This window comes from Ferrovibrio terrae (genome assembly GCF_943372915.1).
In the GTDB taxonomy this organism is placed as follows: domain Bacteria; phylum Pseudomonadota; class Alphaproteobacteria; order Ferrovibrionales; family Ferrovibrionaceae; genus Ferrovibrio; species Ferrovibrio terrae_A.
This window is the reverse complement of the sequence record NZ_CALSAN010000023.1, coordinates 1-13,692: the sequence shown is the minus strand read 5'-3', so window position 1 is coordinate 13,692 and position 13,692 is coordinate 1. Positions and strand designations below refer to the sequence as shown.

At 66.3% G+C, this 13,692-nt stretch carries 15 protein-coding genes; 11 read left to right on the top strand and 4 right to left on the bottom strand.

The features are described 5' to 3' along the window. The first annotated feature begins 33 nt into the window (after positions 1–33). The 4 genes from AAG821_RS15490 to AAG821_RS15475 are packed head-to-tail and all read left to right on the top strand — an operon-like array spanning position 34 to position 3,562. Positions 34–1,785: a DNA polymerase III subunit gamma/tau gene (locus AAG821_RS15490; RefSeq protein ID WP_341913381.1), complete on the top strand. Its 1,752-nt coding sequence runs from the start codon at positions 34–36 to the stop codon at positions 1,783–1,785. Positions 1,786–1,803: 18 nt separating this feature from the next. Continuing rightward, positions 1,804–2,127: a YbaB/EbfC family nucleoid-associated protein gene (locus AAG821_RS15485; RefSeq protein WP_341898359.1), complete on the top strand. Its 324-nt coding sequence runs from the start codon at positions 1,804–1,806 to the stop codon at positions 2,125–2,127. Positions 2,128–2,138: 11 nt separating this feature from the next. After that, entirely contained in the window at positions 2,139–2,732 is a 594-nt protein-coding gene (gene recR / locus AAG821_RS15480) for a recombination mediator RecR (RefSeq protein ID WP_341913379.1), read from the top strand. Positions 2,733–2,785: 53 nt separating this feature from the next. After that, complete coding sequence (locus tag AAG821_RS15475; RefSeq protein ID WP_341913377.1) at positions 2,786–3,562, top strand: transporter substrate-binding domain-containing protein; 777 nt, start codon at positions 2,786–2,788, stop codon at positions 3,560–3,562. On the opposite strand, the gene gloB is transcribed toward AAG821_RS15475, so the two are convergent. Next, entirely contained in the window at positions 3,552–4,325 is a 774-nt protein-coding gene (gloB, locus tag AAG821_RS15470) for a hydroxyacylglutathione hydrolase (RefSeq protein WP_341913375.1), read from the bottom strand. The genes AAG821_RS15475 and gloB overlap by 11 nt on opposite strands. A 43-nt stretch (positions 4,326–4,368) precedes the next feature. Between gloB and AAG821_RS15465 the strand changes: the two genes are divergently transcribed. Continuing rightward, the gene (locus tag AAG821_RS15465) at positions 4,369–5,118 is read left to right on the top strand and encodes a methyltransferase domain-containing protein (protein WP_341913374.1); all 750 of its coding nucleotides are present in this window, start codon (positions 4,369–4,371) and stop codon (positions 5,116–5,118) included. On the opposite strand, the gene metW is transcribed toward AAG821_RS15465, so the two are convergent. Together metW and AAG821_RS15455 are read right to left on the bottom strand one after the other, a co-directional pair. Beyond that, entirely contained in the window at positions 5,115–5,750 is a 636-nt protein-coding gene (gene metW / locus AAG821_RS15460) for a methionine biosynthesis protein MetW (protein WP_341913372.1), read from the bottom strand. The two genes, AAG821_RS15465 and metW, sit on opposite strands and share 4 nt — an antisense overlap. Further along, complete coding sequence (locus tag AAG821_RS15455) at positions 5,747–6,862, bottom strand: homoserine O-acetyltransferase (RefSeq protein ID WP_341913370.1); 1,116 nt, start codon at positions 6,860–6,862, stop codon at positions 5,747–5,749. The genes metW and AAG821_RS15455 overlap by 4 nt, the downstream gene beginning before the upstream one ends. 305 nt (positions 6,863–7,167) lie before the next feature. On the opposite strand from AAG821_RS15455, the gene AAG821_RS15450 reads away from it, so the two are divergent. From AAG821_RS15450 to AAG821_RS15440, 3 genes are read left to right on the top strand one after another with little or no spacing between them, the layout of a single operon-like run. Next, the gene (locus AAG821_RS15450) at positions 7,168–8,037 is read left to right on the top strand and encodes a chorismate mutase (protein ID WP_341913368.1); all 870 of its coding nucleotides are present in this window, start codon (positions 7,168–7,170) and stop codon (positions 8,035–8,037) included. Between the two features lie 36 nt (positions 8,038–8,073). After that, on the top strand, positions 8,074–9,162 hold the full coding sequence (hisC, locus tag AAG821_RS15445) for a histidinol-phosphate transaminase (protein ID WP_341913366.1): 1,089 nt from the start codon (positions 8,074–8,076) through the stop codon (positions 9,160–9,162). 32 nt (positions 9,163–9,194) lie between these two features. Further along, the gene (locus AAG821_RS15440; RefSeq protein WP_341913364.1) at positions 9,195–10,139 is read left to right on the top strand and encodes a prephenate/arogenate dehydrogenase family protein; all 945 of its coding nucleotides are present in this window, start codon (positions 9,195–9,197) and stop codon (positions 10,137–10,139) included. Here AAG821_RS15440 and AAG821_RS15435 read toward each other — a convergent pair. Then, entirely contained in the window at positions 10,108–11,118 is a 1,011-nt protein-coding gene (locus AAG821_RS15435; protein ID WP_341913363.1) for a DUF2125 domain-containing protein, read from the bottom strand. The genes AAG821_RS15440 and AAG821_RS15435 overlap by 32 nt on opposite strands. Positions 11,119–11,235: 117 nt before the next feature. On the opposite strand from AAG821_RS15435, the gene AAG821_RS15430 reads away from it, so the two are divergent. The 3 genes from AAG821_RS15430 to AAG821_RS15420 form a co-directional block, all read left to right on the top strand. Continuing rightward, positions 11,236–12,144, top strand: a complete 909-nt coding sequence (locus AAG821_RS15430) for a DMT family transporter (protein WP_341913361.1) — start codon at positions 11,236–11,238, stop codon at positions 12,142–12,144. Next, entirely contained in the window at positions 12,141–12,764 is a 624-nt protein-coding gene (locus AAG821_RS15425) for a gamma-glutamylcyclotransferase (RefSeq protein WP_341913359.1), read from the top strand. The genes AAG821_RS15430 and AAG821_RS15425 overlap by 4 nt, the downstream gene beginning before the upstream one ends. Before the next feature lie 11 nt (positions 12,765–12,775). After that, positions 12,776–13,692 (top strand): aldo/keto reductase (locus tag AAG821_RS15420; RefSeq protein ID WP_341916336.1); only part of this gene is annotated, 917 nt, incomplete at its 3' end.

The following is a 13,692-nucleotide window of genomic DNA, read 5'->3' as shown; positions in this document are numbered from 1 at the left end:
TAAATTCCGCCCTGCGCACGGCAAGGTACACGGATGAATCAGCCGGCGCCCTACCGCGTCCTTGCGCGCAAATATCGCCCCAGCAACTTCGCCGAGATGATCGGCCAGGATGCGCTGGTTCGCACCCTCACCAATGCCATCGCCACCGGGCGCATCGCCCAGGCCTTCATCCTCACCGGCGTGCGCGGCGTGGGCAAGACCACCACGGCCCGCATCATCGCACGGGCGCTGAACTGCACCGGCGCGGATGGCAAGGGCGGCCCGACGATCTCGCCCTGCGGTGTGTGCGACAACTGCAAGGCCATCGCCGAAGACCGGCATCCCGATGTCTTCGAGATGGACGCCGCCTCGCGCACCGGCATCGGCGATATCCGCGAGATCATCGAGGCGGTGCGCTACGCGCCCTCGATGGCGCGCTACAAGATCTACATCATCGACGAAGTGCACATGCTCTCCACGGCGGCCTTCAACGGCCTGCTCAAGACGCTGGAAGAGCCGCCGCCGCATGTGAAATTCGTCTTCGCCACCACGGAAATCCGTAAAGTGCCGGTCACCGTGCTGTCGCGCTGCCAGCGTTTCGATCTCAAGCGCGTCGAGATCGCCGTGCTGAATGCGCATTTCAAGCGCATTGCCGAGGCCGAAAGCGCCCAGATCGACGAGGATGCGCTCACGCTGATCAGTCGTGCCGCCGAGGGTTCGGTGCGTGACGGCCTGTCGCTGCTCGACCAGGCGATTGCCCATGGCGCCGGCCAGGTCAATGCCGATCTGGTGCGCGACATGCTGGGCCTGGCCGATCGCGGCCAGGTCTTTGCGCTGCTCGACCAGCTGCTGCATGGCCAGCTGCCCGAGGCGCTGGAGAATCTGCAGGCGCAGTATCGCGTCGGTGCCGACCCCGCCGTGGTGTTGCAGGACCTGCTCGAACTGACTCACTGGCTCACCCGGGTGAAGGTGGTCGGCGGCACGCCCGACGATGTCACCCTGCCGGAAACCCAGCGCAACCGTGGCCGCGATCTGGCCGCCAAGCTCGGCATGCCGGTGCTGGCGCGCAGCTGGCAGATGCTGCTCAAGGGTCTGCAGGAAGTGCGCGCCGCGCCGGTGCCGCTGGCGGCGGCCGAAATGGTGCTGGTGCGCTTTGCCTATGCGGCCGACCTGCCCAGCCCGGCCGACCTGGCGAAAGAATGGAAAGACAAGGGCGGCCCCGGTGTGCCGGCGCCGTCGTCGCGGCCCACCGGCGGCGGCAATGGCGGTGGTGCCAGCGCAGGCCTTGCGGTGGCGGCACAGCCGCGTGCGATGGCCAGTCCGCAGCCGCAGCCCGGCGAAACCGTGGCGCTTGCCGCCATGCCGGCGAATTTCTCTGCCGTGGTCGCGCTGTGCAAGGAGATGCGCGAAGGCATCCTGGCCGGCGAGCTGGTCAACGATGTGCATCTGGTCAGTTTCGAGGCCGGCCGCATCGAACTGCGGCTCAACCCCGGCGCCCATCATGATCTGCCCAGCCGCCTGATCGAGAAACTGAAAGCCTGGACCGGCCAGCGCTGGATGGTTTCTTTAAGCAAGCTGCCGGGCGAGCCGACCCTGGCCGAGCAGGAGCAGGCGCAGGACAGCCAGCGCCGCGCCCATGCCCAGGCGCATCCGCTGGTGCAGGCCGTGCTCACCACCTTCCCCGGTGCCGCGCTGGAAGACGTGCGCGAGCTGGTGCCCGAGGTGGTGGAGGCCGAAGCGGCCGCGGACGAGGCGGCGGATGGCTATGCCACCGACGATGTCGATCCGCTCGACGAACTCGATTGAGCGCATGAGGAGTCAGCCATGAAGAATCTCGGCAACATGCTGAAACAGGCGCAGGCCATGCAGCAGAAGATGCAGGAGATGCAGGCCGAGCTGGAGGCGCGCGAGGTGCAGGGCGCGGCCGGCGGTGGCATGGTCACGGTGACGTTGAACGGCAAGAGCGAACTGAAAGCCATCAGGATCGATCCGGCGCTGATGAAGGAAGACGAGCGCGAAGTGCTGGAAGACCTGATCAAGGCCGCCCATGCCGATGCCAAGGGCCGCGTCGAGCGCGAGATGGCCGAGCAGATGCAGAAGCTCACCGCCGGCATGCCGCTGCCGCCGGGCATGAAACTGCCATTCTGAGTCCCTGATCCATGGCCGGTCCGGAGATCGAGCGGCTGATCCAGCTGCTGGCGCGCCTGCCCGGCCTTGGCCCGCGCTCGGCGCGCCGTGCCGTGCTGCATCTGCTCAAGAAAAAAGACGTGCTGCTGGTGCCGCTGGCCGCCACCCTGAAAGAGGTGGGCGAGAGCGTGCATGCCTGCAGCACCTGCGGCAATCTCGACAGCCGCGACCCCTGCGCCATCTGCACCGATCCGCGCCGGGACGAAGCCTTGCTGTGCGTGGTGGAAAGTGTCGCCGATCTCTGGGCACTGGAACGCGCCAGCGTCTTCCGCGGCCGCTACCATGTTCTGGGCGGCACGCTCTCCGCCCTGGATGGCGTCGGCCCCACCGATCTCAATGTCGATGGCCTGATCGGCCGCGTGCAGGCCGGGAAAATCCGCGAGGTGATCATCGCCACCAATGCCACGGTGGAGGGCCAGACCACGGCGCATTACATCACCGACCGCCTGGCTGCCCTGAATGTGCAGATCAGCCGCCTGGCCCATGGCGTGCCGGTCGGCGGCGAGCTGGATTACCTCGACGACGGCACCCTGGGCGCCGCGCTGAAGGCGCGCCGCCCGCTTTAAGCAGACCCGCCCACGTTAACCATCTGTCTCCTTCACCGGGCTACACTGTCCCGATGATTCTGCCGATTGCCGGTTTCCTGTTGGCCCTGCTGGCCATGACATTGCCCGCCCGCGCGCTGGAGTTGCGGCTGGTCTATACCGACCAGGATACGCGGCCCTACCTGGCCGGCAGCGGCACGGCTGTTCCCGCGCAGCCCGGCATCGCGGTCGAACTGGTGCAGCGCGCCGCCAGCAGCCTCGGCGCCAGCCTGCGGCTCACGCGCCTGCCGGCGCGGCGCATGATGGAAGAGGTCAAGGCCGGGCGGCAGGATGGCATCCTCGGTTTCCGCTATTCGCAGGAGCGGGCGCGCGAGCTGGCCTTTCCGATGCGCAACGGCGTCCCCGACACGACCCGGCATGCGGCGCGGCTGGCGCATTCGCTCTACCGCCGGCAGGGCAGTGCCATCCTGTGGGACGGGCAGCGCGTCAGCGGCCTGCAGACGCCGGTGGCGGTCAGCGGCACCCAGCTGGTGTCCGAGACTCTGCTGGCCCAGGGCATCGAGATCGTTCGTATCGAAAGCAGCGGACAGATGTTTGGCATGCTGGCGCTTGGCCGCGTCGACGCGGTGGTGATTCTCGATATCCTGGGGGATCGCCAGATGGCAGAGCAGGGCGGTGGCCGTATCGAGAAAGTGTCGCCGCCGGTGCTGGTCGAGGATTTCCACGTACCCGTCTCGCACCGCTTCTATGCCGCCAACCGGGATTTTACCGAGCAGCTGTGGCATCGCATCGGTGCCCTGCGCGATGCCACCTACAGCGAGCTGACGCCGGTGTACCTGGCTAGCCCCTGAAACTGTCCTTGCGCTTGCGCGTCTCGGCAAATACCGCGACATCGTCGGCGGCCTGCAGGCCCAGCGTGGCGCGCAGGTTGGCGCTCATCGGGCGCAGGAAGGGATTGGTCGCCTTTTCCTCGCCCAGGGACGAGGGCACCGTGGGCTTGCCGGCGGCGCGCAGGGCCTTGATGGTTTCATAGCGTGTCAGCAGCGCGGCATTGCCGGGCTCGACGGTGACGGCAAAGCGTGCATTCGATTCGGTGTATTCATGGGCGCAGTAGACGCGGGTGTCGTCGGGCAGGGCACGCAGCTTCGACAGGCTGGCCCACATCTGCGCCGGCGTGCCCTCGAACAGCCGGCCGCAGCCCAGGGCAAACAGCGTGTCGCCGCAGAACAGCGCCTGGCTCTTGGCGAACCAGTAGGCGATATGGCCGCGCGTATGGCCCGGCACATCGAACACCCGCGCGGTTTCCTGGCCCAGGTTGATGCCCTCGTTCTCGGCCACGGCGATGTCGAGGCCCGGGATGCGCTCCGCATCGGCTTCCGGCCCGATGATCTTGCAGCCGGTGGCCTCCTTCAGCGCCATGTTGCCGCCCACATGGTCGGGATGATGATGGGTGTTGAAGATATGGGTCAGCGTCCAGCTGCGCTTTTGCAGTTCGGCCAGCACCGGCTCAGGCACGGCAGGATCGACCACGCCGACGGCGCCCGACTGCGGCTCGCGCATCAAATAGACGTAATTGTCATTCAAAACCGGAATCTGGACGATGTCGAGGGGCATGGTGCTCTCTACCAACAAACGCAGGAACCGGTAATATAGCGCGATGCTGCGGCCCGACATCATCGATCTGCGCGAATTTTACGCCAACCCCCTGGGGCGGGCGGCACGTCGCCTGCTGCGCCTGCGCCTGCGCGCGCTCTGGCCCGATGTGAAGGGCATGACGGTGCTGGGCCTGGGCTATGCCACGCCGTATTTGCGGATTTTCGAGGGCGAGGCCGACCGCGTGCTGGCGGCCATGCCCGGCCCGCAGGGTGTGGTGCGCTGGCCGCGCGGCTTGCCCGGTCGCGTCATGCTGGTGGATGAGGATGACCTGCCGCTGCCCGATGCCAGCGTCGATCGCCTGCTGCTGCTGCATGCGCTGGAGAATTCCGAAAACGTGCGGGTGCTGCTGCGCGAGGTATGGCGCGTGCTGACGCCGCAGGGCCGGCTGCTCGCCGTGGTGCCGAACCGGCGCGGCCTGTGGGCGCATATCGACGCCACGCCGTTCGGCCAGGGCCATCCTTACACGCCGCCGCAGCTCACGCGGCTGATGCGCGACTCTATGTTTTCGCCCACCGCCTCGCAGGCGGCCTTATGGCTGCCGCCATCGGATCGCGCCTTTGTCATCAAGGCGGTGAATGCCTGGGAGAAGGCAGGCGAGATGCTGTGGAACCGCTTCTCCGGCGTGCTGCTGGTGGAAGCCGAGAAGCAGGTCTATGCCGGCGTGCCGGCGCGCGCCGTGAAAGGCCGGCAGAAGCAGTTCGTGTTCAGGCCGGTGAATTCCATCGGCGCCCATCGCGCCGAGGATGACTAGCCGCCGCGCCGGCGCAGCAGGTACACAGCCTGGGCGCCAAACCAGTTGGCCGGTGCGTTCTGCAGCCGCTTGCCTTCGCCATTCACGGCGATGCGCTGCTCCACCACGAATCCGTCGCGCGCGCACAGCTCGTCGAAATCGGCAATCGTGCACAGGTGGATGTTCTGCGTCTCGTACCACGGATCGTCCAGCGCCGCCGTCATCGGCATGCGGCCGCCCAGTAGCAGCTGCATGCGCACGCGCCAGTAGGCGAAATTGGGAAACGACACGATGGCGCGCCGGCCGATGCGCAGCATTTCATGCAGAACTTTACGCGGATTGCGGGTCGCCTGCAGGGTCAGGCTCAGCACCACGTAATCGAAGGCGGCATCGGGATAGTCCGGCAGGTCGCTGTCGGCATCGCCCTGGATCACCGAAAGCCCGCGCGCCACGCAGGCATTGACGCCGCTCTGGCGGATTTCGATGCCGCGGCCATCAACCTGTTTTTCGCTGGCCAGATATTCCAGCAGGCTGCCATCGCCGCAGCCGACATCCAGCAGCCGGCTGCCCGGCGTCACCATTTCGGCGATCATCAGCAGGTCGCGGCGGATATCCGTGTGGCCGGCTGCAGCCGGTGTGCGTGCTTCACTCATGCGCGCGCCCCATTCAGGCCGCGCTGTTCGGCGCAGCCGTCGATGAAGCCCTTCAGCGTGGCAAACATCACCGGTTCATCCAGCAGGAAGGCGTCATGGCCCTTGTCGGTTTCGATTTCCACGAAGCTGACATTGGCGGCTGCCGCATTCAGCGCGCGCACGATTTCCTTGTTCTCCGAGGTGGGGAACAGCCAGTCGGAGGTGAAGGACACCACGCAGAATTTCGTCCGCGTGCCCTGGAACACATTGGCGAGGTTGCCGCCGGCCTGGGCGGCGAGGTCGAAATAGTCCATCGCGCGGGTGATGTAGAGATAGGAATTGGCATCGAAGCGTTCGACGAAGCTCGAACCCTGGTGCAGCAGATAGCTCTCGACCTGGAATTCGGTCTCGAAGCCATAGGTGATGCGTTCGCGGTTCTGCAGGTTGCGGCCGAACTTGCGGTGCAGGGCGGCTTCCGACAGATAGGTGATATGGGCGGCCATGCGTGCCACGGCCAGGCCGGCGCGCGGGATGGTGGCCTGCGCGAAATAGTCGCCCTTGTGCCATTGCGGATCGGCATAGATCGCCTGGCGGCCCACTTCGTGGAAGGCGATATTCTGCGCCGAATGCTTGGCGGCGCAGGCAATCGGGATCGCCGCAAACACACGCTCGGGATAGCTCGCCGCCCATTGCAGCACCTGCATGCCGCCCATCGAGCCGCCGATCACGCAGAACAGCTGGTGGATGCCCAGATGGTCCAGCAGCATGGCCTGGGCATTCACCATGTCGCGGATGGTGATGACCGGGAATCTCAGGCCATAGGGCTGGCCATCGGCGGGATCGGCATCCTTGGGGCCCGACGAGCCCATGCAGCCGCCCAGCACATTGGTGCAGATGACGAAAAAGCGGTCGGTATCGATCACCTTGCCGGGGCCGACCATGGTGACCCACCAGCCGGGCTTGCCGGTGATCGGGTTGATATTGGCCACATGCTGGTCGCCGGTCAGGGCATGGCAGATCAGTACCGCATTCGACTTGTCGGCATTCAGCCGGCCATAGGTCGTATAGGCGATCTGGAACGGGCCGAGATCGAGCCCGCAATCCAGCTTCAGCGGCAGGGTTTCGCCCAGCATCACCCGGTGTCCGGGGCCGATGGGATCGAGACTATGCAAGGGGGGGTGCGCGGCACTCATAGGCAGCCGTAAATATCCTACAGGGCTTGGAGCGGGTGCTTTCCGGCGTGCCAGGCGGGACGACGGAACCCTGGCCGGGACCCTGTCCGGCGCGGGAACCCGTGCTTACGGACCCCCGGCCCCCCTGTCAACGGCTGAATTGCCCCCGCGATTGTCCGGCCGATCACGCCCCGGTGAGCCCTCGGCCTTGCGGGCCGGACCGGCTGACCCTATGACTATGCAGCATTTTTTGACCAAGCATCCCCATGAGCGACCATATTCCAAGCCTCGCCGACCTGCGGCGCGACATCGACGTGCTGGACGACCAGATCCTTGATCTGCTGCGTCGCCGTGCCGAAGCCGTGCAGCGTGTTGCCGATGCCAAGGACCGCGAAGCGGTGGCGACGCCGGTCGGTTTCCTGCGGCCGGGCCGCGAGGCCCAGATCCTGCGCCGGCTGACCGGGCGCCCGCGCGGCGGCCTGCCGCTGGCCGCGCTCACCCGCATCTGGCGCGAGCTGATTTCCTCGCTCTACCGCTTCCAGGCCCCGGTGAAGGTGGCGGTGCATGCACCCAACAAGTCGGCGGCGCGCTGGGATCTCGCCCGCGACTTCTACGGCTCAACCACGCCGATGCAGCTCTGCACCACGGCCAGCGCCGTGCTCCGCGCCCTGTCGCAGCCGGCGACGCTGGGCATCCTGGCGATGCCCGAAGAGGGTGAAAAAGAGGTCTGGTGGCCCCTGCTGGCCAGCCGCTCTCCCGATACCCCCCGCATTGTTGCCCGTCTGCCCTTCGTGCCCAACCCGCGCGGCCGCTTCGCCGAGCTGGGCGCCTATGTCGTCGCCGCCTCGCCGCCCGAGGAATCAGGGGATGACCGCACGCTGCTGGTGCTGCAGATGAACGAGGCCTCGCCCAGCGTGGCACGACTCTCCACCCTGCTGAGCCAGGTGGGGCTGGATGGTCAGGTAGTTGCGCAGTATCGTCGCGACGAAGGCGCCCGCGTCATGGTCGAACTGCCCGGCTTCATCACCCAGGACGATGCCCGGCTGGCCGCATTGACGGCCGCCGATCCGTCCCAGATCGCCGATGCGGTGGTGGTGGGCGCCTATGCCGTGCCGCTGCCGGCCGAAAACGAGTAAGGTACCGCCGATTATTCGCTTCAAGGAGTGACTGCTGTGACTGCGCCCAAGCCGCAACCCGGAATTCTCGACATCGCGCCTTACAAGGGTGGCGAAGCAGCCGTGCCGGGCGTCACCAAGGTGCACAAGCTCTCCTCCAATGAAACGCCGATGGGCCCGAGCCCGAAGGCGATGGCGGTGTTCCAGAAGCTCGCCACCGAACTGCATCGCTATCCCGATGGCGGCGTCGAAACCCTGCGCGAGGCGCTGGCGGCGCAATACGGTATCCCGGTCGACAATATCGTCTGCTCGAATGGCTCGGACGAGATGATCTCGCTGATCTGCGCCGCCTATGTCGGGCCAGGCGACGAGGTGGTGTATTCGCAATACGGCTTCATGATGTATCCGATCGCCACGATGGCGCGCGGGGCGACGCCGGTGGTGGCGAAGGAAAAGAACTTCACCGCCGATGTCGATGCGCTGCTCGCCGCCGTCACGCCGAAGACCAAGGTGGTGTTCCTCACCAACCCGAACAATCCGACCGGCACGTATATCTCGGCTGCCGAGCTGCGCCGCCTGCGCGAGGGCCTGCCGGCCGGCGTGCTGCTGGTGGTGGATGCGGCCTATGCCGAATATGTCAGCCGCAACGACTATTCCAACGGCATGGAACTGGTGGCCGAGCGCGACGACACCATGGTGCTGCGCACGTTTTCCAAGATCTATGGCCTGGCCGCCTTGCGCCTGGGCTGGGCCTATGCGCCGGCCAATGTGGTGGCGGTGCTGAACCGCGTGCGCGGGCCGTTCAACGTCAATGCCGCGGCCCAGGCTGCCGGCGCTGCGGCGCTGGGCGATACCGAATGGCTCGACAAGAGCCGTGCCCATAACGATGCCGAACTGGTGCGCGTGCGCGCCGCGCTGGAAAAGCTCGGTATCACCGTGGTGCCCAGCGTGGCGAATTTCCTGCTGATGCGATTCCCCGGCGGCGCCGAGCAGGTCAAGGGCGCCGATGCGGCGCTGCGCAAAAAAGGTCTGATCCTGCGCGGCATGGGCGGCTACGGCCTGCCTGATTGCCTGCGCCTCTCCATCGGCACGGTGGAGGAAGACGACATGGTGATAGCCGTGCTCACTGCCTTCATGCAGGGCTGAGCCGCACCATGGCGCAGCCGCCCAGGGAGAGCATGCTCTTCGACCGCATTGCCATCATCGGCATCGGCCTGATCGGTTCCTCCATTGCGCATGCGGTGCGCGCGCAGGGGCTGGCCCGGCATATCGCCATCGCCGATGCCTCTGAAGCCCATCGCAGCGAAGCCGCCGCGCTCAAGCTGGGCGACAGCGTGCATGGCGATGCCGCCGAGGCCGCCCAAGACGCGGACCTGGTGATGCTCTGCGTGCCGCTCGGCGCCAATGCCGCGGTGGCCCGGCATATCGCCCCGGCGCTGAAAGCCGGCGCCATTCTCTCCGATGTCGGCTCGTGCAAGCAGGCGGTGATCCGCGATGTGGCGCCGCACCTGCCGGCCGGTGTGCATCTGGTGCCGGGGCATCCGGTGGCCGGCACCGAGCATTCTGGGCCGAAGGCCGGCTTTGCCGCGCTGTTCCAGAACCGCTGGTGCATCCTGACGCCGGAGGCCGGCACCGATGCTGAGGCGGTCGAGAAGATGAAGGCCTTCTGGGGCGCCTTCGGCAGCAAGGTCGAGCTGATGGAGCCGCGCCACCATGATCTGGTGCTGGCGATCACCAGCCATGTGCCGCATCTGATCGCCTACAATATCGTCGGCACTGCCGATGACCTGGAAGCCGTCACCGAGTCGGAAGTCATCAAGTATTCCGCCGGCGGCTTCCGCGATTTCACCCGCATCGCCGCCTCCGATCCCACCATGTGGCGCGACGTCTTCCTCAACAACAAGGAAGCCGTGCTCGAGATGCTGGGCCGCTTCACCGAGGATCTGATCGCGCTGCAGCGCTCGATCCGCTGGGGCGAGGGCGAGCAGCTGTTCAACCTGTTCACCCGCACCCGCACGATCCGCCGCGCCATCATCGATGCCGGCCAGGAAACCGCCGCGCCCGATTTCGGCCGCAGCGCCCAGGGCGGCGTTACTGAGCCGGTAAAACCGAAGGCAGACTGAACAGCGCCGCCGGGCCAAGGAACAGCTTGCCGTCCTGCGCCGTCACCGGCACCGGCAGATAGGCAACACCCTTCTCGTCGCGCTGCGACAGCAGGGCGATGGCAGCCTTGGTGGGCGCGGCATCCTGGCTACGCATCCTGCCGGCGGCGACCAGTGCATCGATGGCGGCATCGGCATTGCGCATCTTGCCGCCCATGGCGCCCAGCGGGCGGAACTGCTTGTCCAGGCTCAGCGAGCCATCGCCATCCAGATGCAGGTTGCTCCATTCCAGCCCGATGGTGCTGAAATCGAGAATGCCGCCGGAATCGCGCCATGAGCCCAGCATTTCCTCCGGGCTGCGGCCATAGAGGCTGCCGCGCGCATTGCCGACCAGCCGCAGATGCGCGATCTCGCGTCCGAGCGGCCCGTCGGCAGCCGGCGGCAACACCAGGTCGTCGGCCTGCACGGCGATATCCAGGCTGGGCGGCACATTGCCGGCGCGACGCACATGCAGCAGCAGCTTGTCGGCCGACCAGGTGTTCAGCGTGCCGCTCATCTGCGGCTTGAGCAGGTCGGCGGCGATGCGCAGCCAGTTGCCGGCGCCATCGGCCACCAGGCTGGCGCGAAACCGCTCGCTGCCGATGGTCACCTGCCGCTCGGCGTCGCCCTCGCGCCAGCCGATGCGCTGGCTGCCCGGCAGGTCGAAAATCACATGATGCAGGTCCCAGAGCTGCAGATGGGCGGTGATCTCGGCGGCCTCGATACGCCAGCCGGCGGGATTTTGCGCATCGACCCAGCGCGGCTTGGTCAGGGTCAGCGACAGGCGATAGGGGAAGCCCCACAGCCGCTGGCTGTCATAGCTCACCTCGCGGCCCTGGCGGCGCTGGCCCTCGATCCAGGCATTCGCCTGCATCGACACCTGATCGACCATATGCGACCACAGCACGTAGTAGCCGAGCAGGCCACCGACAATCAGACCGACCAGAACCAGATAGCGCATGGCCCTTCATATAGCAGGCAGGCCTGGGCTTGTCAGGGTGCTTGGCTTGCCATAGCTGGTTATCCAGTGAATAGTGATCAAAACACGTCTTCCCGCTCGCCGATGTCATCACCCGCCATGCCTGATTCCGTTTCGCGTTCCACCCCTCTCGGCAGTTGGGCCATCGCCGCCATGCCCGGCGTCTTCGTGCTGCTGTGGTCGACCGGCTTCATTGGCGCCAAGTTCGGCCTGCCCTATGCCGAGCCGATGACCTTCCTGGTGTTGCGGTTTGCCATTGTCACCGTGCTGCTCTGCGTCTTCGCCGGGCTGACGGCGGCACCCTGGCCGAAAAGCTGGCGCGAGGCCGGCCATATCGCCATGGCAGGCCTGTTGCTGCAGGCCGTCTATCTCGGCGGCGTCTTCGCCTCGATCTATCATGGCGTGCCGGCCGGCATTTCGGCGCTGATCGTCGGGATTCAGCCGCTGCTGGTGGCTGCCGCCGCCGGTCCCGTGCTGGGTGAAACGGTAACCAGGCGGCAGTGGCTCGGCCTGGTGCTGGGCCTGAGCGGTGTGGTGCTGGTGGTCTGGACCAAGCTCGGCATCGGCATCGGCACCCCCTGGGGCTATGCGCTGTCGGTGATCGCGCTGGTCGGCATCACGGTCGGCACCCTGTATCAGAAACGCTACTGCCCTGGCATCGACCTGCGCTCGGGCACGGCGATCCAGTTCGCCGCCACCACCGTGGTGCTGGTGCCCTTCGCCCTGCTGTTCGAAACGCGGCAGGTGCAGTGGACCGGCGAATTCCTCTTTGCACTCGGCTGGCTCTGCATCGTGCTGTCGCTCGGCGCAATCACCCTGCTGTTCCTGCTAATCCGCCGCGGTGCCGCCTCGAAAGTCTCCAGCCTGTTCTTCCTGGTGCCGCCCTGCACCGCGCTGGTGGCCTGGCCTTTGTTCGGTGAACAGCTCAGCCTGCTGGCGCTCATCGGCATGGCCGCCACCATGCTGGGTGTCGCGCTGGTCAACATCGCCCCGAAGAAAGCGGCATGACGAAACGGCGGCATATCCCCTTCGATCACGAAGAGCCGCTGCCCGGCGAGGCCGCCCCGCCGTTTCCGCAGATCAGGCCAGAGCGCGGCCAGCCACTCTGGGTCTTCGGTTACGGCTCGCTGATGTGGGATCCGGGCTTTCCGCATACCCGGGCGATGTCGGCGCGGCTGTGGGGCTTCCACCGCGGCTTCTGCGTCTGGTCGCACCGCTATCGCGGCACGCCGCAGAAGCCTGGCCTGGTGCTGGGCCTGATGCCCGGCGGTTCCTGCACCGGGCGGGCCTTCCGGGTGAAGCGCGGCGATGAAACCGCCGTGATCGATTACCTCTATCGCCGCGAGATGGTCACCGGCGTCTACCGGCCCGGCTTTCATCTGGCGGCGATGGAAAACGGCGAACGTGTGCCGGTGCTGGCCTTCGTCGCCGATCCGCATCACAAGCAGTATGCGGGCTATCTGAGCGAGAAACAGGTGATCGACACGATTGCCACCTGCTGCGGCGCGCGCGGCCCCAATGCGGTCTATCTGGCCAATACGGTGCGGCATCTGGATGACTTGGGCATCGGCGACGGGCCGTTGCACCGCCTGTTCAAGGCGGTGAAGAAACGCTGCCCGGATATCTGAAGGAGATCGTCATGGACATGGTGCGACTGGGCCAGACCGGTGTGAAGGTGTCGAAACTCTGCCTCGGCTGCATGACCTATGGCGATCCGAAATGGCGCAGCTGGGTGCTGCCGGAGGCCGAGAGCGAGACGTTTTTCCGCCGCGCGGTGGAAGCCGGGATCAATTTCTTCGACACGGCGGATGTCTATTCGATCGGCGTGAGCGAGGAGATCACCGGGCGTATGCTGAGAAAGTATGCGAAACGCGACGAGATCGTGGTCGCCACCAAGGTGTTCAACCCGATGGGGCCGCATGCCAACCAGCGCGGCCTGTCGCGCAAGCATATCCTGCAGGCGATCGATGACAGCCTGCGCCGGCTCGGCATGGACTATGTCGATCTCTACCAGATCCACCGCTACGACCCGGAAACCCCGATCGAGGAAACCCTGGAGGCGCTCAGCGATGTGGTGAAGGCCGGCAAGGCGCGCTATATCGGCGCCTCCTCCATGTTCGCCTGGCAGTTTATGGATGCGCTGCATCGCCAGTCGCAGAACGGCTGGGCGAAATTCGTCACCATGCAGAATCACTATAACCTGGTCTACCGCGAGGAAGAGCGCGAGATGCTGCCGCTGTGCAAGGCGATGGGCATCGGCGTGATTCCGTGGTCGCCGCTGGCGCGCGGCTTCCTCGCCGGCGGCCGGGTCAAGCAGGGCTGGGGCGAGACAGAACGCGCCAAGACCGACGACATCGCCCAGCGCATGTATTACCAGCCCGGCGATTTCACCATTGCCGAACGGGTGGCGACCCTGGCAGAAGCGCGCGGCATCAAGCCGGCGCAGATGGCGCTGGCCTGGATCCTGTCAAAGCCGGTGGTGACGGCGCCGATCATCGGCGCCAGCAAGATGTATCAGCTGGAAGACGCGCTCGGCGCGCTGGCGGTGACGCTGAC

Coding starts and splice junctions, on each gene's coding strand:
- gloB (WP_341913375.1), bottom strand. CDS start 4,325: ATGCCCCTCGACATCGTCCAGATTCCGGTTTTGAATGACAATTACGTC.
- AAG821_RS15475 (WP_341913377.1), top strand. CDS start 2,786: ATGATTCTGCCGATTGCCGGTTTCCTGTTGGCCCTGCTGGCCATGACA.
- AAG821_RS15490 (WP_341913381.1), top strand. CDS start 34: ATGAATCAGCCGGCGCCCTACCGCGTCCTTGCGCGCAAATATCGCCCC.
- AAG821_RS15435 (WP_341913363.1), bottom strand. CDS start 11,118: ATGCGCTATCTGGTTCTGGTCGGTCTGATTGTCGGTGGCCTGCTCGGC.
- AAG821_RS15440 (WP_341913364.1), top strand. CDS start 9,195: ATGCTCTTCGACCGCATTGCCATCATCGGCATCGGCCTGATCGGTTCC.
- AAG821_RS15465 (WP_341913374.1), top strand. CDS start 4,369: ATGCTGCGGCCCGACATCATCGATCTGCGCGAATTTTACGCCAACCCC.
- AAG821_RS15455 (WP_341913370.1), bottom strand. CDS start 6,862: ATGCTGGGCGAAACCCTGCCGCTGAAGCTGGATTGCGGGCTCGATCTC.
- AAG821_RS15425 (WP_341913359.1), top strand. CDS start 12,141: ATGACGAAACGGCGGCATATCCCCTTCGATCACGAAGAGCCGCTGCCC.
- AAG821_RS15430 (WP_341913361.1), top strand. CDS start 11,236: ATGCCTGATTCCGTTTCGCGTTCCACCCCTCTCGGCAGTTGGGCCATC.
- AAG821_RS15485 (WP_341898359.1), top strand. CDS start 1,804: ATGAAGAATCTCGGCAACATGCTGAAACAGGCGCAGGCCATGCAGCAG.
- metW (WP_341913372.1), bottom strand. CDS start 5,750: ATGAGTGAAGCACGCACACCGGCTGCAGCCGGCCACACGGATATCCGC.
- recR (WP_341913379.1), top strand. CDS start 2,139: ATGGCCGGTCCGGAGATCGAGCGGCTGATCCAGCTGCTGGCGCGCCTG.
- AAG821_RS15450 (WP_341913368.1), top strand. CDS start 7,168: ATGAGCGACCATATTCCAAGCCTCGCCGACCTGCGGCGCGACATCGAC.